We start from the raw sequence: 18,985 nt of genomic DNA, 5'->3' as shown, positions 1-18,985 counted from the left end.
TTTGTTAAATTTTATTTAAAGAATAATTATTATATGAAGAATTATCATCCATTGGTGAAAATTGCTCAGAAAAACACAAAAAGCGTATCCTGTTATGGCATACGCTTAATAATTTATGATAGTTGAATTATTTCCAACCCCCACCTAAAGCTCTGTATAAATCTACTGCCGCTTTCATTTTACTGTATTGTGCATTAGAAATATTCAGTTCGGCATTCAATGAATTTACATTGGCATTCAACACCTCAAGATAGTTTGCCATACCGTAATTCACCAATTCCTGAGAGTATTCTACCGAGTTTTTGTAGGCGTTCAATTCTTTTGTTTTTAAATCAATAAAAGAATCCTGAACAGAAAATACTCTGATTGCGTCGGAAACTTCTTTTCCTGCAGTAAGAACCGTTTTTCTAAAGTTTAAATAAGCCGTTTCTTTATTCGCCAAACTTACCTCATAATTGGTTTTGATCTGTCTCCTGTTTAAGATAGGTTGAGCCAATCCTCCAACGATACTCGCAAATAGGGAATTAACACTGAAAAGGTGGTCGATATCGACAGATTGTACTCCGCTGCTGCCAGTAAGCCTTAGAGTTGGATAGAATTGTGCTTTCGCTGAATTTGTCAGTTCAAAAGCATTCATCAGATTAAATTCGGCCTGCATTACGTCCGGTCGGTTGGCCAGTAAGTTTGCAGGATACCCTAAAGCAAAGTTTTCAGGAAGTTTTTGACTGTCTAAAGTTGATCTCTCAATTGCTTGAGATGGCTCACCCATTAGAAGACTCATTGTATTTTCTAACTGCTGAATCTGTGTATCGATATCAATGAGTAAAGACTGTGCATTGTAAACCAACGCCTCACTTTGTTGTACTGCAACTTCTGTCAGAATTCCGGCAACCTTTAAAGCCTTTGTGGTTTCAAGATTATTTTCACGGATTTTTATCGTTTCCTGAATGATCTTTTTTTGATCATCTAAAGTTAATAACTGATAATAACTTGAAGCAATAGAAGATACCAAATCACTTTTTACCGCCTGATGAGCAGCTACATTTCCCAGGTAATTTGCCAGCTGAGCTTTTTCCTGAGATTTTAATTTACCCCACAAATCGGCTTCCCAGACTATACTCCCGGTAATATCAAACTGATTGACATATCTCCTTTCTCCAATGATCTGTCCGAATTGCGTATTTAATGACTGAGTCTGAAAAGTGTAACCCGAACCCACCGTTAAAGTCGGTTGATAGGCAGCTTTACTCTGTCTTAAATAGGCTTCTGCCGAATTAATGTTCTGCAATGCAATTCTTATGTCTAAATTATTTTCTAAAGCTTTAGAAATATGTTTCTGAAGAATAGGATCGGTAAATATTTCTTTCCAGGAAACATTTGCCGTGCTGATGCTATCTTGAGGAAGCATATCGGTTCGGAACAATTTTTCATCTACAACTGTTGTGGGTCTTTCGTACTCTTTTCTTACGTGGCACGATGAGATCACAACTGCGGTAAGTACTGAAAAAGCCGTTCCTTTTATTATTGATAATTTTTTCATTATTTAATTTCTTATTCAGCTAAATTGATGTCTTTTGGTTTGATCGGTTTTATTTTCTCTTGTAAAGTCTGGAAAACCACATACAAAACAGGAATTACAAATACTCCTAAGATGGTACCTATCAATAATCCGATCGAAGCACCTGTCGCAATTGATCTGTTACCTACTGCACCAATTCCGCTGGCTAACACTAAAGGTAATAAACCGAAAATAAAGGCTAGTGAAGTCATCAAAATCGGTCGTAATCTGGCCTTGGCTGCGTTAATGGCAGATTCTACAATGGTTTCGCCGTGATGTCTTCTCTGGACAGCAAATTCGATAATTAAAATCGCATTTTTAGCTAATAAACCTACCAACATAATTAATGCAATCTGGAAGTAGATATTATTCTCCAGTCCCATTATTTTCTGTCCGAAATAAGCTCCCATCACCCCCAAAGGAAGTGAAATAACTACCACTAAAGGCAGAATGTAACTTTCGTACTGGGCAGAAAGAATGAAATAAACGAATACCAAACTCAAAGCGAAAATCATTAAAGTCTGAGATCCTGAACTTAATTCTTCTCTGGTAAGACCTGTAAATTCAACATCATAATTCTGATCCAGTGTTTCTTTTGCGACTTGCTGTACAGCAGTGATGGCATCACCCGAACTGAAACCTGCTTTGTTGGCTCCGGTAATTTTCACTGAAGTAAATAAGTTGTAACGACCTACAGATTGAGGACCATATGTTTTCGTTAAGGTCACAAACTGTGAAATGGGTGACATTTCTCCAGAACTTGTTTTAACGTAGTATTGATTTAGATTTTCTGCACTCGCTCTGTCTTCCGGGAGTGACTGAATCATTACTCTGAACTGTTTTCCGTACTTTGTAAAATCAGCACCATAAATTCCACCGATATATCCCTGCATCGTTGCCAAAATGTCGTTCACAGAGACACCTTTTTGTTTTGCCAACGGAACATTGATTTCCATCATATATTGCGGATATTTTGTATTGAATGAAGTCTGAGCAAATTCAATTTCCGGTCGCTGCATGAGGTTCCCAATAAATTCATTGGTTTTTGCATCAAGCTGAGCAAAATCTCCTCCCGATTTATCCAAAAGTACCATCTCAAAACCTGCACTGTTACCAAATCCCGGTACACTTGGCGGCTGGAAGAATACAACTTTGGCATCCGGAACTTTTCCTGCAAGACCAAATAATCTTTTGGTAATTTCTTCTGACGATAAGCCGTCCCCTTTTCTATCGTCAAAAGGTTTTAATTTAACAAAAGCAAGTCCGTTATTACTTCCATTACCAGACAATAATCCTCTGCCTGTAGAAATGGTCACATTCTGAATTCCAGGGATTTTCAATGCGTCTTTCTGCAAAGTTTTAAGAACATTGTACGTTCTTTCCATTGACGCTCCCGGCGGAAGCTGTACATCGGTAAAGATGATACCTCTATCTTCTGTAGGTACAAAACCTTTCTTCATACTTCCGTTTGCCCAATAGATGATTCCTCCCGTGACAATCAGAATTACTAAAGTCACCCATTTATGTTTAATCAAGAAATTAAACCCTCTACCATATCTGTCTGTTGCTGTTTTGAAGCCGATATTGAATTTATAAAAGAATTTCTGAATGAAATTTTTGTTCTTATAATCTTGGTGATGATCTTCATGTGGTTTTAGGAATAATGAACATAAAACCGGACTCAACGTTAATGCATTCACCGCAGAAATGATGATCGCAATAATTAATGTAATCCCAAACTGCTGATAAAATACTCCTGTCGGACCTGTAATAAAAGTTACGGGAATAAATACCGCTGCCATTACCAAAGTAATAGAGATAATTGCGCCCGTGATCTCATCCATTGCTTCAACAGTTGCTTTTTTAGCATCTGAAATTCCGTTTTCCATCTTGGCATGTACAGCTTCAACGACGACGATTGCATCATCTACCACAATACCAATTGCCAGTACCAATGCAAAAAGTGTTAAAAGGTTTAATGAATATCCAAATAAATTGAGGAAAAAGAAAGTACCCACAATAGAAACAGGAACCGCAATTGCAGGAATCAAGGTTGATCTGAAATCCTGTAAGAAAATATACACTACAATAAAAACCAGTATAAACGCTTCAATCAAAGTATGAATTACTTTTTCGATGGATGCATCCAAAAATTCGTTGGTATCAAAGTTAAATGTATATTTTACACCTTCAGGATATGAGCTTTCATTTTCTTTAAGCTGTGTCTTTATGTTTTCAATAATCTCCTGAGCATTCGATCCCGGAGTTTGAAAAACCCCCATACTGATTGACGGATTATCTCCGTTTTCACCAACTCCTGAATAAGAAAGACCTCCTAACTCAACTTTTGCGACATCTTTCAGCATTAAATTCTGTCCGTCAGGAAGAGATTTAATAATGATATCATCATACTGCTCTTTCTCACTGAATTTCCCGACATATTTAATAATATATTCAAACGAACTTCCGCTGTTCTGTCCTAAAGAACCAGCAGCAGCTTCTCTACTCTGATCATTAATGGCGGCTGTAACTTCAGTTGGAGTAATTCCATAAGCTGCAAGTTTAGCAGGATCCAGCCAAACTCTCATGGAATAGTTTTTACCTCCAAAAACATTAGCTTCACCTACTCCATTAATTCGCTGAAGATTTGGGATAACATTGATATTCAAAAAGTTCTGAAGATAAACGTCATCAATATTTTTGTTTTCAGAATAAAAAGATAAATACATCAACGCACTGGTCTGCTGTTTTTGCGTTACAACTCCTGCACGGGTAACTTCACTCGGAAGCAACGGACTTGCTCTTGAAACTCTATTCTGAACGTTTACCGCTGCAATATCTGCATCAACGCCCTGTTTAAAGAAAACCTGAATCTGAGCCGAACCATCATTACCAGCGGAGGAGGTAATATAATCCATACCTTCTACCCCGTTGATCTGTTCTTCCAGAGGAATAACGACACTCTTCATTACGGTTTCAGCGTTGGCTCCAGAGTAATTCGCTCTTACACTCACCGTTGCAGGTGCAATGTCCGGATATTGCGTAACCGGAAGTGCTGTAAGCCCCAAAACCCCAAGAATAAGGATCATTATGGAGATTACGGTCGATAAAACCGGTCTGTTAATAAAGTTCTTTATCATTAGAATTTCGGTTTTACTGATTGTACTAAACTATCCATGCTGATTTTTTTAGGCTTTACGGCTGTACCTGGTTTTATATTTCCGGTTCCGGCGGCAATAATTACTTCACCTTTTTTGATGCCAGATTTTATCAAAGCTAAATTGTCTATTCTTTCGATTACTTCCACAACTGTATTTCTGGCAGTGTCTTTTTCAACCTTATAAACATAAACAATACCTTGTTGTTCGTAAGTTGCGCTTTCAGGAACGACTAAAACATTATCATAAGCCTTAGGAAATCTTATAGTTCCGCTGTTTCCGTTGCTTAACAGTTTCTGTGCATTTTTGAAAGCCACTCTGAACTGAATAGTTCCTGTTGTAGCATCTATCGAACCTGTAATGGTTTCTATTCTTCCTTTTTCAGGATATAAGCTTCCATTGGCCAATTGCAACTCTACCATCGGAAGATTTTTGATTTTTTCTGGAAGAGTTGATCCGACAGATTTTTCAAGAAAATCAAAATATTCCTTTTCATTCATTGAAAAATAGGCGAAAACTTCTGAAGTATCTGAAATTGTAGTTAAAGCCGTCTGATCTGTTGGACCGACTAAACTTCCTACTTTTAAAGGTAATTTACCGATTACACCAGAAATCGGTGCACGAATAATCGAATAATCAACGTTTGCAGCTGCTCCTTTGTAATTGGCATTTGCCTGTTGTCTTGCTGCGATCGCCTGCTGCACCTGAGCCTGAGCCTGTGAAAGATTCGCCTGGGCTGTCTGAAGCTGAATGTTACTGATGATATTTTTTGCAACCAAAGGTTTCAGCTTGTTGACTTCAACCTGAGCTGCATTTACTGCTGCCTGAGCTGCCGCAATATTTGATTGTGCCGCACCAACTCCTGCTTTAGCTGCCGCTGCAGTTTCATTTAAAGTATTGGTTTCCAGACGAAATAAAGGCTGACCTTTTGTTACGTATTGTCCTTCGTCTACTAAAACCTGTGTGATATAACCTGATATTTTTGCTCTCACATCATTGTTTACTCTACCTTCAATGCTCGCAGGGAAGGTATCGTACCCTACTATATTTTTATTTTCTACCGAAATTACGGGATATGTTTTTGGACCATCCTGTACGGGAGCTTCTTTTTTGCAGGCTGTCAAAGAAAATGCAGCTACAGAAAGTAGTATAAGCTTGTTTGTCATTTTTATAGTTTATTAAGAGATTCCTGAATATTTACGATATTTTTGTTTAAAAGAGATTTGTAGACTGCCATTTTATCTTCAAAATCTTTGTCATTTACTTTCCTTAATTTTCTGAATTTTCGCAGATCTTCTATCAAGTTGAGCTCATCCTGCATTTTTTGAACAATTTTTTCAAACCTAATCTTCTTGTATTCGCTATTTGTGTAAAAATATCGTTTTCTTTCATCAATTTTGTTTACATCAATAATGAGTTGAGCATTAAGCAACAATTTGATATTGGTAGAAACTGAACTTTTACTCGCCGCAAAAACGTCAACAAATTCATCAAAAGTAATTCCCACCTTTTCAAAATCGAAAATAAGGTAGGAATAGATTTTAGAAGCCAATGGAGGAAGATTAAACATCGTGCTGCAAAACTTTACAGAATTCTGAAAAATCTTCTCATCAATTTCTATACTTTTTTTCATCATATAAAATTTTAGGCAAATATAGAACTTAGTTCGGAACTAAACGAACAAACTCAATAGAGTTTATGAATATATAGTTTCATAAAGAATCAATTGGAACCGATTTAACCTTTTTGTCTTTCTCAATCAATATTTTCTCAAAAGCTTTTCTCATACCACCAGCAAGAAATACTTCACCACAATAAATATAGCCTTTCGTCTCAAGAATCTTTAGCATTGCCAGGTTATCATAATTTGTATCAACTTTAATACTTGAAACATTTTCTGACTTTACAAAATCTTCAATACTGTCAAAAAGTTTTTTTACTAAACCTTGTCCTGCAAAGCTTTCTGATACCGCAACTCTATGAATTACAACAAATTCACCATTGGTTAACCATGCTCCGTCAATCGTACTGTATGCAGGTTCATCATTGAAAATCAATGCAACATATACCGCAATTTTATTATCGACGGTTAATACATATCCAAAGTTTTTTGAAATATCATGTTCAATCGTCTGCTCATTTGGATAACCGTTTTGCCATTGTGTACTGCCGTCTATTCTTCTTCTTTCGATTGACTGCTGTATGATTTCCCAGATTTTTTCCTTGTCTGAAATTTCAGCCTTTCGGAATTCTGTTTTATTTTCCTGAATCATAAGTTTGATTTTTATGATATTTTGAAGTTTAACTATTTTATGATTTTATTTGAAATGATTTTTTATTTCAAATTCTGTCAAATGGCTTTTAAACTTGACATAAAAAACCGAAAACTAATTGTATTAATTTTCGGTTTCGAAGTAGTAAAATTTAAAATTATGAAATTGTTTTTATTGATTCTGGTTTTGCTGAAGATACGCATCAATCACATCAAATGCTTTCTTCTCATCTTCTAAATTTACCATCACCTTCAACGAAGTTGCTGTGGGTGTTGTAGTGAAAGTAAGATAACTATTCTCTACATCATTGGTAATCTGCGCTTCTTCTAACTTAGACTTGATCAATTGAATTTCTGAAGGTTTATCGCTTTCAAAAACTGATACTCTTGTGTTGCGTTCCATATAATATACATTTTGAGTAACTAAATATAGGACGTTTTTTCAAGAATTCCAAATTTTGGAGTTTTAAATTTTATTAATATTGTTTTCGATTTTATCTATTGCAATCTGTATTTCTTCTTTTGTTACATTCAAATGAGGTCTGAATCGGATGGACTGGTCGCCACATGATAAAATGATTAATCCGTCATCAAATAAGATTTCTCTCAGTTGATTTCTCTGTTCCTGAGTAGGCAAATCAATCGCACACATCAATCCTCTTCCTCTTGCATTAGAAATTTTTTCAGGATATTTTTGAGCTAAATTTTGTAAACCTTCTAATAAATACTCACCAACGATTTTAGCATTTTCAACTAAATTCTCATTTTCAATAACTTCCATTACCAATTGGAAACGCAGCATATCAATAAAATTACCGCCAAAAGTAGAATTGATTCTTGAGCTTTCTCTGAAAACATTATTAGGAACTTCATCAAACTTTTCTCTGTTTGCCAATACTCCGCAAACCTGAGTTTTTTTACCGAATGCAATAATATCCGGTCTTACGCTGAAATGTTCAAAAGACCACATTTTTCCTGTAATTCCGATCCCGGTTTGTACTTCGTCGAAAATTAATAAAATCTCATGTTCGTCGCAAAGGTTTCTTAACTCTACAAAAAATTCGTCTCTGAAATGATTGTCTCCACCTTCAGCCTGAATTGGCTCAATGATAATGCAGGCAACTTTATCAGGATGTGATATAATGGCTTCGCCGATGTTGAGTAATGCTAATCTTTCATTGTTAATCGTTTCCTCAAGGTTTTCTTCAGTAATCGGGAACGTGAGTTTCGGATTTAGAATTCTCGGCCATTCAAACATCGGAAAATATTGATACTTTCTCGGATCTGAAGTGTTGGTCAAACTCAAAGTATAACCACTTCTACCATGAAATGCCTGTCTGAAATGGATGCAGATCCCTGCTTCAATATCAAGACCTTTATCAAAATTCTTTCTTGTTTTCCAATCGAAACAGGCTTTCATTGCATTTTCAACACCCATTGTTCCTCCTTCAATAAAAAAAGCATACTGCAATTCTTCCGGCATTACAACTCTTTCAAAAGTCTCTAAAAACTGAGCATATTCTTTAGAATATACGTCTGCCAAAGTAGGCTTATTGATAGCCATTTTACCTAACCATCCGGATCTTTCAACAAGATAAGGATGATTGTAACCGATAGAAGCAGAACCGAACATCGAAAACATATCAAGATAATTCTTACCCGTAATTGAATCATGAATCCACGAGCCGTGAGAATTTTCAATATCCATTACAAAGTCAAATCCGTCTGCAAGAACGTGTTTTCCTACGATTTCCTTTACTTTATTTATTTTTGTTAGTGTGTGTTCCATATTTTTAAATGAGTAATTGGTAATAAGCAATGATTAATTTTAATATCAAACTTTACTTAGATTTGTTTATAAATCAAATTTAATTCCCTGAGCTAAAGGAAGACTTGCTGTATAATTAATGGTGTTAGTTTGTCTTCTCATATAATATTTCCAAACATCAGAGCCAGATTCTCTACCACCACCGGTTTCTTTTTCACCACCAAAAGCTCCGCCAATTTCAGCACCCGAAGTCCCGATATTGACGTTGGCAATTCCACAATCTGATCCGGCCTGAGAAAGGAATAATTCTGCTTCTCTCAAGTTCTGCGTCATAATTGCTGATGACAATCCCTGAGGAACATCATTCTGAATTGCAATTGCTTCCTCTAAAGTTTTGTATTTAATTAAATATAAAATCGGAGCAAAAGTCTCGTGCTGTACGATTTCAAAAGAATTTTCAACTTCAGCGATACAAGGTTTTACGTAGCATCCTGATTCATAGTCTTTCCCTTTCAAAACTCCGCCTTCTACAACAAATTTCCCGCCTTCCTGAATGCAGTTTTCAATGGCCAATTCGTATTGATTTACAGCGTGAACGTCGATAAGCGGTCCTACATGCATATTTTCGTCTAAAGGATTTCCTATTTTTAATTGTCCGTAAGCTTTTACCAAACGGTTTTTCACTTCATCATATACATCTTCATGAATAATCAGTCTTCTGGTGGAAGTACATCTTTGTCCGGCAGTTCCTACCGCTCCGAAGACCGCTCCGATGATAGACATATCCAGATCTGCATCTTTAGAAATGATGATCGCATTGTTTCCGCCCAATTCAAGAATAGATTTTCCGAATCTTTCCGCCACTTTAGAAGAAACCATTCTTCCCACTTTGGTTGAACCTGTAAATGATATTAATGATACTCTTTTATCATCAACCAATAACTGTCCGATCTCGTGATCTGCTACCAAAACACTTGAAATACCTTCTGGAAGATTATTTTCTTTTAAAACTTCCATCATGATATTCTGACAGGCGATTGCGCAGAAAGGAGTTTTTTCTGACGGTTTCCAGATCGTAACGTTTCCGCAAATCCAAGCCAAAGCAGTATTCCAGGCCCAAACGGCAACCGGAAAGTTGAAAGCAGTAATCACACCCACAATTCCCAACGGATGATATTGCTCGTACATTCTGTGACCCGGTCTTTCTGAATGCATGGTGTAACCGTGAAGCTGTCTTGAAAGTCCGACTGCAAAATCACAGATGTCGATCATTTCCTGAACTTCACCAAGACCTTCCTGCAAAGATTTTCCCATTTCATAAGAAACGAGTTTACCCAAATCATCTTTATATTCTCTTAATTTCTGACCCAATTGTCTTACAAATTCTCCTCTTTTGGGAGCCGGAATCATTCTGAATTCTTTGAAAGCCTGCTGTGCAGTTTCTATTACTTTGTCGTAATCTTTTTCTGCTGCAGTCTTTATTTTTCCGATTAATCTTCCGTCTGACGGCGAATAACTTTCAATAGTTTTCCCGGAAGCGAAAAATTTACCTCCCATAGAAGTTCCTTTATTTTCAGCTTTTATTCCGAGATTTTTTAAAGATTTTTCAATTCCAAAATCTTTGATTTTTTTTGACATAAATGTTACTTTTCGTTTTGCCTAAGATAAAAATAATTATGGTACTGGTGAAATTTTTATGATTTAAACTTGTTTTTATTTGGAATGAATCTAAATATATTTACCTTTGTGATATAATTTGCAAACTTTCAGAAATGGAAATCAATAAATCTGTGCAAGAACCTGAAGAAGAGAAAACATCAAAATGGAAAAAGATGCTGAAGAAATTTGGAATTGGCGGAATTATCTTTTTTACAGTGAAAGGAATTATCACTTCTACACTGATTTATTTTCTTGGGAAAAATTTCTGGACGATTATCAGTAACTATTTTTCCGGAATTTTTCAATAAAAAAAGCAAAGAAACGATCTCTGCTTTTCATTTAAAATTATTTTATTCTTTCTTTTTCCTTCCCGAACTGACCAAGCTTTGACTGAGCAAATATTCTATTTGTCCGTTTACACTTCTGAACTCATCATTTGCCCATTTTTCCAGTAATTTATAAGTAGACTCATCAATTCTGATGACAAAAGATTTTTTGCCTTTTGCAGGAGTTTCTGATGAATTTTTTGGGTTCTGAGATTTCATTTTTTTAACTTATTCTATTGATTTTTTTATTTCCAACTGATTTTACAGATTTAATGTAGAAATTAATTTAAACGCAAAGTTCGCAAAGATTATTTTTAACTTCTAACTGTTTTAAGGTTCAAAAAGGCATTTCACTTAGCGAAGAACAAAGGATTTTTCAAGTATAAAGATTAACAATAATTAAATTTAAAAAAATCCCCCTAATTATCAATCTCATATCTTAATTATACAAAGTTCCTGCGTTAAGAATTGGTTGTGCTGCTTTTTCACCACAAAGAACGACCATTAAATTGCTAACCATTGCAGCTTTTCTTTCATCATCCAATTCTACAATATTTTCTTCTGAAAGTTTTTTCAACGCTAAATCTACCATTCCCACAGCTCCTTCCACGATTTTAGTTCTTGCTGCTACAATTGCTGTTGCCTGTTGTCTTTGGAGCATTGCTCCCGCAATTTCTGATGCATATGCTAAATGGGAAATTCTTGCTTCCTGAATAATGATTCCGGCTTTTGAAAGTCGGTCTGTCAATTCCTGCTCAAGGATAGAATTGATCTTTTCTCCTCCTTCTCTTAACGTAATCGGAGCATGATCATCCTCTAAATTATCATAAGGAAAACTCATCGCCAAATGACGGACTGCCGCTTCACTCTGCATTTTTACAAAATCTGAATATCTTTCAACATCAAATGCTGCTTTATAAGTATCTCCTACTTTCCAAACCATTACGACAGCAATTTCAATGGGATTTCCCATTTTGTCGTTTACTTTCAAAGTTTGTCCCTGAAGATTTTCTGAGCGAAGTGACATTTTCTGCGAAGAGTACAAAGGATTGATAAAAAACAGTCCGTTATCTTTTACCGAACCAACATATTTTCCAAAGAAATTCAAAACCCTGGAATGATTTGGCTGAATAATCATTAGACCTTTCATAAAGAAACACGTAAGAACAAAACAGATAATCGAGATAACAAGAAATGTAATATTGTTATCTATCCTGTCATTCACACCAATGATAAAAAGGTAAACAGAAACTCCCATCAAAAGAAGGCAGATCACTAAAGCAAGATAACCAGACATAGGTTTTAAAGTTTTTTCCATGATTTTTTAATTTTTAAAGTGATATTAATTTGATATCATAAAGATATTTATAAGTTTTGAATTATGAATGATAAGTTTTCATAATGTTTTTCTCTGAGTTATTAAATTTGACAATAAAAAAACTCCCGAAAAATTAATTTTCAGGAGTTTGTAATTTATATATTAATATCTATTTTTTCTTTAAAGCTGAAAATCTGATATAAGAAACCACAGATAGAATAAGCATTGAAGCCAGGCCGATATAAACCCAGGCCGGAACAGGAACCGGATCACCTGCTGCGTAAGAATGCAGTCCGCTTAAGTAATAATTGACTCCAAAATACGTCATCACCATTGAGCAAAACGCAAACATTGTTGCAACGTGGAATGCCCATCTGCTTCTCAAACCAGGAACCAATCTCATGTGTAAAACAAAAGCGTACACCATAATCGAGATGAATGCCCAGGTTTCTTTTGGATCCCAGCTCCAGTATCTTCCCCAAGATTCATTGGCCCATATTCCTCCTAAGAAGTTTCCTACGGTAAGAGCAAAAAGACCTATCGTTAAAGACATTTCAGAAACAATTGCCAATTCTTTTAACGTTGTATCGTTATGAATTTTAAAAATATTTTTATCTGAAATGATATAAAACACCAGTGAAATTACCGCAATAATCATCGATAAACCAAAGAAGCCATAACTCGAGGTAATAATGGCAACGTGTACAATCAGCCAATATGATTTTAAAACAGGAACCAATGGGGTGATCTGTGGATCAAGAGACGAACCACCGTGAGCAAAGCCCATCATAATTACAGCAACCATAAATCCTGCTGCAGGAATAAGTGCATTCGAATTTCTGTATAAAGCTAAACCTGCTGAAATTCCGACCCAGGAAATGAAGATAATTGCTTCATAACCGTTACTCCAAGGTGCGTGACCGGAAATATACCATCTTGCAACCAATCCCAAAAAGTGAAAGAAATAACCAATTGAACCAATAATAATGATCGCTTTGATGATTTTACTCAGCATTTTTCTAGGCTTAAATAAATCCACAAAACCCAAGATCAGTAATAAACTTCCTACAATTGTGTAGAAAATTAAAAGCTTAAAATTAAGATTCACTTCATTCATGAAAACCTCAAGATTGACTTTGCTTTCTGAAGGAACAACACTTTTCCCCCATTTCTGCTGGTATTCTGATAGTTTTGCTAATTCTGTATCTGCTTTAGACCAGTTTCCTGTTTTCTCAGCCTGAAGCGCTTCTGCGAAATATGGCCCCATTACTTGCTGAGATTCCATATCCGGTTCCATTTTTTGGTCAAGCCAAGAATGCCAAGTATGGTTTGGATCATTTTTTACCGGAACAATTCTCATAAACTGTCCGCTGAAAAACTCATTAAAAATCTGTACTCTTTCGTTTATTTTGATAACTTGTTTATCGTATTCAGACTGTTCTGCCGGTTTTTTTCGGAAAGCCGTATTGTAATCTTCATCTAAAATATACGTCAGGTTACCGTTAGCATCTGCCGGGAAAAGATTCATTAAAGAAGTATAACCATCCTCGTCAGCTTTTGTTTTTTTCAAAAGATCTTTTCCTCCTTTTGAATCAATTTTAATCAACGGAACCATTGTCCAGCTTGGTGTGTCTGTATTAACTGATAAAAACCACTGATTAGCGGTAAGATATTTCCCATCAGTTCCTCGGAAAGCATCTTTTTTATAAAGCTTTCTTAAAACGTCTAAAGCCTGCGTATTAATAGGAACAATTCTACCTTCATAATTCTGAACCAAAAGGTATCCAAATTTGTCTGCGTGTTCTTTACTGATTTTATTTCTTGCAATGATCTCGTCTGGAGAAATCATTTTCATTTTCGTCAAAGGTGCAGCCACTGAATTCTGCTGTATACTTTTTTCTGGCTGACTTGCTTGTGGAGCTGCGTCATGTGTGTGACCATCGCCTTCTACATGTACATGCTCTCTGCTTCCGTCTGAAGTTCCGTGGGTTTCTATTTTTTGAGCATTGAATCCAAAACTTAAAAATAACAATAAAACAGCTGCTGCTCTTTTTTTGTTGACGTCTTTCAGCATCTTATTTAATTTCCAGAAGTGCGTTCCTTTCCAGAAGAACATGACGAACATTCCTCCGAATAAAAATGCGTATCCTATATAAGAGATCAAAGTTCCCCAGAAATCATGGTTCACAGATAAAACAGTTCCCATTCTGTCCGGTGAAAAACTAGACTGGAAAAAACGGTAACCTTTGTAATTTAGAACGTTATTCATATAAATTTTATAAGGAGTCTGCTTTCCTTCATCTATGATTTTTACATGACTTTCGTAAGCACTCGGAGATGAACTTCCAGGATACGTTTCCATCACGAAATCATCTAGTTTTATAGCAAAAGGTGTGTTGTAAATTTTCGGACCAAAGCCTACCATAATATTCAGACCATCTATCGTTACTTGCTTGTAAGCGTTTGGATTTCCTCTTTCTACCGATAAATCAACGATTTGTTTTGTTTTTGGGCCCTGAAGTTCGATGGTCATTACATCAGGAACATTTTGGTCTTTTTTTCTGTCACCTTCGAAAGCCATTAATTTACCTTTTCTGAGTCCTTCAGGTACCACCAGTTTTAATTCGTTAATGGTATATAAACTTCTCAAAACCAAAGGCTGGAACTGATCTTTTACAGTGGTTCCGGTAGCCTGAGTTGCCATCGTCATAAAATTGGCATCAACAGGAGTTTTAATTAAAATCTGTCCGTTTTCTTTTTTAAATTCAACTGCACCGTCAATAGCTCTGTTGAACGTTACCAAAGTTCCGTTGATAGATTTTGTTTCGCCTGGTTTGATATAAATATTTTGTCTTCCCGTCTCAGCCGTAGAAACTAAATGAAGATATTCTGCTCCGTTTGGATCGGCAATTAAGCTGTCTTTTTTTCTCTGAACATAGTCTAATGTCTTCACTTTAATGTCTTTTCCATGGAAATCATAGGTCGCATTAAAGTTTTTGTGCAAAGGAGACATTAGATAAGGAACATCCTGGTAATTCAGTACATCACCTTTATTTTCAATCTGGATTTTAAAGAAATGTTTGTCAGTTACAATTTCATTGGAAGTTTCTCCTTCTCTTATGACCATTTGACCTTCAAAACTGATATATCTTGTAATGGCACCACCGATAAAAATTAAAATAAAAGAAAGGTGGAAAACCAAAACCGGCCATTTTTCTCTTTTCCAAAGACGATATCGTGCAATGTTTCCGATGAAGTTTAAAATAAGAAGAACCATAATTAGCTCAAACCATTTAGCTTCATAGATTAATGCTTTCGCTGTGGGCGTTCCATAGTCGTTTTCTAAGAATGTTGCATACGCCATAGAAAATGCGTAAACCAGCAATAGAACTGCCGTTGTTCTGGTTGAAATAAGAATATCCTGGATCTTCTTCATGATTTTTTTTACTTGACATGCAAAAATAAGGATGATAAAACGAAAGGCAGATAAAAAAAGCTGTTTTTTGTCATTTGAGCGTCGTAATACTGTTATTTTGAATGATTCTTAATAGTTTTTAATTCATTGTTGAAAATCTAAAATATCTGTGAATCAGTGTAGAAGTAAAGACTCTGTTTTGATGAAAAAAAAAAGCCACAATATCAAAAAAACACTAAATTTGCCGAGATTGACATTATGGAAAAGAAAACACAAAAACCACAAACCAATTCGCCTGAAAAAGGCAATCTTTTATCAAAACCACGCATATTCTTCGGATTGACGTTCATCGTTTTTTCCGGGGTTCTGGCTTTATCTTTCATTTCATATTTAATGAATTGGAAATCAGACCAAAGCCAGGCAGGAACCATGCTCGATAAAAGCATACAGTCTTCCAATATTTTCGGAAAACTGGGTGACTGGCTGGGCAATATTTTTATATTTGAAAGCATTGGTGTTGCATCATTCATTGTAGCATTTCTTTTTCTGGTTTTTGGGACGATGATTCTGAAGAAAAAAATCTTTAAACCCTGGATGACTTTTGGGCATTCTCTTTTCTTTATCTGTTGGCTTCCTGTTCTTTTTGGAGCTATTACTAAAGGCCAGGGAAAAGCCGGAGTTTTAAGCGGAGTTTACGGTTACCAAATTATGGATTCTTTGAACGCAATCATCGGAAGTGTGGGTCTTTGGTTAGTTTTGGTAGTAAGTATTGCGTTGTATTTTATTCTGGAATTTAATCTAAGACCAAGTTCGATCAAAGCAAAATTTGAGGAGATCAATGAAAACACAATTGGCAGAGTAAAATCGATGATGCCAAATTCCAGTGAAAATTTTGAAGCTGATGAAGAACTGGAAAAAGAAGTTAAAGATCCTGCTTCAAATGTTACAGTAACCGATCTTTCTGGAAACAGTAAAGAAACAGTAAAGGCTGTAAAAGTTTCCAATGAAAACCAGACTTCATTAAATCTGGAAACTATTGTAACGCCTAATCAGACTTCATTTGATGAAAAAAAGGATTTTTCTCAATCTTTGAATTTAGATTTAAATAAAAAACCTGTAATTCCTGTTGCAAAACCTGAAGATGCATTCGATCTAAAACCTGCATCAACGCCAACTGACGGAATTAAATTTAATGTAGAAGTAGCTCCGGCTGTAGAGATTTTAACGGATTCTGAAATGCAGTCAAATGATTTGGTCGAAAAGCATGGTCTGTATGATCACCGTTTGGATTTGGCAAAATTCCAGATGCCTACGTTAGATCTGCTGAAAGATTATGGAAATGAAGAAATTTCAGTTAATAAAGAAGAGTTAGAAGAAAATAAAAATAAGATTGTTGGATTACTGAAGAACTTCAACGTTGGTATTGCTGAGATCAAAGCGACCATCGGACCGACAGTTACTTTGTATGAAATTGTACCCGAAGCAGGAATCAGGGTTTCTGCAATCAAAAAGCTGCAGGATGATATTGCTTTGAATCTTTCTGCTTTAGGAATCAGGATTATTGCGCCAATGCCGGGAAAAGGAACGATTGGAATTGAAGTTCCGAGAAAAAATCCTACCATGGTATCGATGCGTTCGGTGATTGCTTCACAAAAATTCCAGACTACCGATATGGATCTTCCTGTTGTATTTGGGAAAACAATTTCTAATGAAGTCTTCATGGCAGATTTATCGAAAATGCCTCACCTTTTGATGGCTGGTTCTACCGGTCAGGGAAAATCGGTTGGTATTAATGCCATCTTAACTTCCCTACTCTACAAGAAGCATCCGAGCGAATTGAAATTTGTGATGGTTGATCCTAAAAAAGTAGAACTTTCGTTATATTCAAAAATCGAGAGACATTATCTGGCGAAACTTCCGGATTCTGATGATGCAATCATCACCGATACTCATAAAGTAATCAACACTTTAAACTCTCTTTGTGTAGAGATGGATCAGCGTTATGATTTGCTGAAAAATGCTTTCTGTAAAAATTTAAAAGAATATAATAAAAAATTCAGCGAAAGAAAATTAAATCCTGATAACGGGCACCGCTATTTGCCTTATATCGTTTTAGTAGTCGATGAATTCGCAGATTTGATTATGACCGCAGGAAAAGAAGTTGAACTTCCTATCGCAAGATTGGCACAATTGGCAAGAGCGGTGGGAATTCACCTGATTGTTGCCACACAAAGACCTTCTGTAAATGTAATTACGGGTATGATTAAAGCCAATTTCCCTGCAAGAGCAGCATTCAGAGTAATTTCAAGTGTCGATTCCAGAACCATTCTTGATTCTCCGGGAGCGGATCAGTTGATTGGAAAAGGAGATATGTTGTATTTTAACGGGAACGAAATTTTGAGATTGCAATGTGCATTCATTGATACGCCCGAAGTTGAAAGACTTGCAGAATTTATTGGCGAGCAAAAAGGATATGCTTCTGCATTTATGCTTCCTGAATATGTGAATGAAGAGGCAACAAGTACAGTCGGAGCTTTTGATCCCAATGAAAAAGATGCTTTATTTGATGATGCTGCCAGAATAATCGTTTCGACTCAGCAAGGTTCTACTTCAATGCTTCAGAGACAGTTGAAATTGGGATATAACAGAGCCGGAAGAATTATGGATCAGCTTGAAGCAAGCGGTATCGTTGGCGGATTTAACGGAGCAAAGGCAAGAGAAGTTCTGATCAGTGATCTTCATTCTTTGGAACAATTTTTGGAAGATTTACGAAGTTAAAAATCAAGTACACTTTAAATTTTAACTTTTGATCATTGAAAGTGTCTAAGTAGTAGAAATGTTAGAAATAAAAACATGAAAAAAATAATTTCAAAAATAGTTTTCGGAAGTTTTGTAATAGGAAGTCTTTCTTTTGTTCAGGCTCAAAAAATTGACGCCAAAGCGAAGAAAATTTTAGACGATGTAACTGCTAATTACAAATCTAAAAAGAACTCTTATTTTAAATTTGCTTTTGGAACTGGTGTAAACGGTACAGTTAGTAAAAACGAACCCGGAATTTATTACACAGCCGGAGACAAATACAAACTGAAAATCATGGAAACAGAACAGATTTTCGATGGCAGTAAGATTTATAATATCAATACTGAAGATAAGGAAGTAACTGTAGCAAAACCAAACGGAAGTTCTACGATGTTCTCTCCTATCAATTATCTGACGTCGTACAGAAATGATTACAACGTTACATACAGTGGTAAAAAAACTATTGAAGGTGTGAGCGCAGATTTCATCACATTAACTCCTGTGAAAGCAAACGGATTAAAATCTATCTATATTTATATTGATGGTGCAAAAAAGCAGATGCTAAAACTAGAGCAACACGGAAACAACAAAGATATTGCGGTGATTTCGATAAAAGAATATAAAGAAAACCAGCAACTAGACCCCAATATGTTTGTATTTGATAAGAATAAATTCAAAAATTATTTAGTTACAGAATTATAATTCTAAATAT

Annotated in this window: 14 protein-coding genes; 3 read left to right on the top strand and 11 right to left on the bottom strand. The window is 35.7% G+C overall.

The features are described 5' to 3' along the window. Positions 1-127: 127 nt before the first annotated feature. The 8 genes from ACZZZA_RS13315 to amaB all read right to left on the bottom strand — a co-directional run bounded on the left by ACZZZA_RS13315 (position 128) and on the right by amaB (position 10,394). Positions 128-1,540, bottom strand: coding sequence for an efflux transporter outer membrane subunit (locus ACZZZA_RS13315; RefSeq protein WP_463432502.1), 1,413 nt, complete (start codon positions 1,538-1,540; stop codon positions 128-130). A gap of 11 nt (positions 1,541-1,551) precedes the next feature. Further along, complete coding sequence (locus tag ACZZZA_RS13310) at positions 1,552-4,698, bottom strand: efflux RND transporter permease subunit (RefSeq protein ID WP_463432501.1); 3,147 nt, start codon at positions 4,696-4,698, stop codon at positions 1,552-1,554. Beyond that, entirely contained in the window at positions 4,698-5,882 is a 1,185-nt protein-coding gene (locus ACZZZA_RS13305) for an efflux RND transporter periplasmic adaptor subunit (RefSeq protein ID WP_463432500.1), read from the bottom strand. Before ACZZZA_RS13305 ends, ACZZZA_RS13310 begins: the two co-directional genes overlap by 1 nt. Before the next feature lie 2 nt (positions 5,883-5,884). Next, complete coding sequence (locus ACZZZA_RS13300) at positions 5,885-6,349, bottom strand: transcriptional regulator (RefSeq protein ID WP_463432499.1); 465 nt, start codon at positions 6,347-6,349, stop codon at positions 5,885-5,887. A 79-nt stretch (positions 6,350-6,428) separates the two neighbouring features. Next, positions 6,429-6,989: an N-acetyltransferase family protein gene (locus ACZZZA_RS13295; protein WP_463432498.1), complete on the bottom strand. Its 561-nt coding sequence runs from the start codon at positions 6,987-6,989 to the stop codon at positions 6,429-6,431. A 171-nt stretch (positions 6,990-7,160) separates the two neighbouring features. Continuing rightward, positions 7,161-7,391, bottom strand: a complete 231-nt coding sequence (locus ACZZZA_RS13290) for a DUF2007 domain-containing protein (RefSeq protein ID WP_463432497.1) — start codon at positions 7,389-7,391, stop codon at positions 7,161-7,163. A 63-nt stretch (positions 7,392-7,454) separates the two neighbouring features. Next, positions 7,455-8,777 carry an L-lysine 6-transaminase gene (gene lat / locus ACZZZA_RS13285; RefSeq protein WP_463432495.1) on the bottom strand — a complete coding sequence of 441 codons (1,323 nt, stop codon included), beginning with the start codon at positions 8,775-8,777 and terminating at the stop codon, positions 7,455-7,457. A 66-nt stretch (positions 8,778-8,843) separates the two neighbouring features. After that, on the bottom strand, positions 8,844-10,394 hold the full coding sequence (gene amaB / locus ACZZZA_RS13280; RefSeq protein WP_463432493.1) for an L-piperidine-6-carboxylate dehydrogenase: 1,551 nt from the start codon (positions 10,392-10,394) through the stop codon (positions 8,844-8,846). Positions 10,395-10,528: 134 nt separating this feature from the next. Between amaB and ACZZZA_RS13275 the strand changes: the two genes are divergently transcribed. Continuing rightward, positions 10,529-10,723, top strand: a complete 195-nt coding sequence (locus tag ACZZZA_RS13275) for a hypothetical protein (protein WP_463432491.1) — start codon at positions 10,529-10,531, stop codon at positions 10,721-10,723. Between the two features lie 42 nt (positions 10,724-10,765). On the opposite strand, the gene ACZZZA_RS13270 is transcribed toward ACZZZA_RS13275, so the two are convergent. The 3 genes from ACZZZA_RS13270 to ACZZZA_RS13260 all read right to left on the bottom strand — a co-directional run bounded on the left by ACZZZA_RS13270 (position 10,766) and on the right by ACZZZA_RS13260 (position 15,495). Next, positions 10,766-10,960, bottom strand: a complete 195-nt coding sequence (locus ACZZZA_RS13270; RefSeq protein ID WP_463432489.1) for a type II toxin-antitoxin system antitoxin — start codon at positions 10,958-10,960, stop codon at positions 10,766-10,768. A gap of 220 nt (positions 10,961-11,180) precedes the next feature. Then, complete coding sequence (locus tag ACZZZA_RS13265; RefSeq protein ID WP_463432487.1) at positions 11,181-12,059, bottom strand: SPFH domain-containing protein; 879 nt, start codon at positions 12,057-12,059, stop codon at positions 11,181-11,183. 169 nt (positions 12,060-12,228) lie between these two features. Continuing rightward, a complete protein-coding gene (locus tag ACZZZA_RS13260) occupies positions 12,229-15,495 on the bottom strand; it encodes a cytochrome c biogenesis protein (protein ID WP_463432485.1) in 3,267 nt (1,088 codons plus the stop codon). Between the two features lie 237 nt (positions 15,496-15,732). Here ACZZZA_RS13260 and ACZZZA_RS13255 point away from each other — a divergent pair, with 237 nt between their 5' ends. Then, the gene (locus tag ACZZZA_RS13255; protein WP_463432483.1) at positions 15,733-18,252 is read left to right on the top strand and encodes an FtsK/SpoIIIE family DNA translocase; all 2,520 of its coding nucleotides are present in this window, start codon (positions 15,733-15,735) and stop codon (positions 18,250-18,252) included. A gap of 75 nt (positions 18,253-18,327) precedes the next feature. Further along, positions 18,328-18,975, top strand: coding sequence for an outer membrane lipoprotein periplasmic chaperone LolA1 (gene lolA1 / locus ACZZZA_RS13250; protein WP_463432481.1), 648 nt, complete (start codon positions 18,328-18,330; stop codon positions 18,973-18,975). Positions 18,976-18,985 lie beyond the last annotated feature (10 nt).

It is taken from the genome of Chryseobacterium sp. AC405b, from assembly GCF_979258685.1.
The sequence above is the reverse complement of the archived record's forward strand: the minus strand, read 5'-3'. Positions and strand labels throughout refer to the sequence as shown.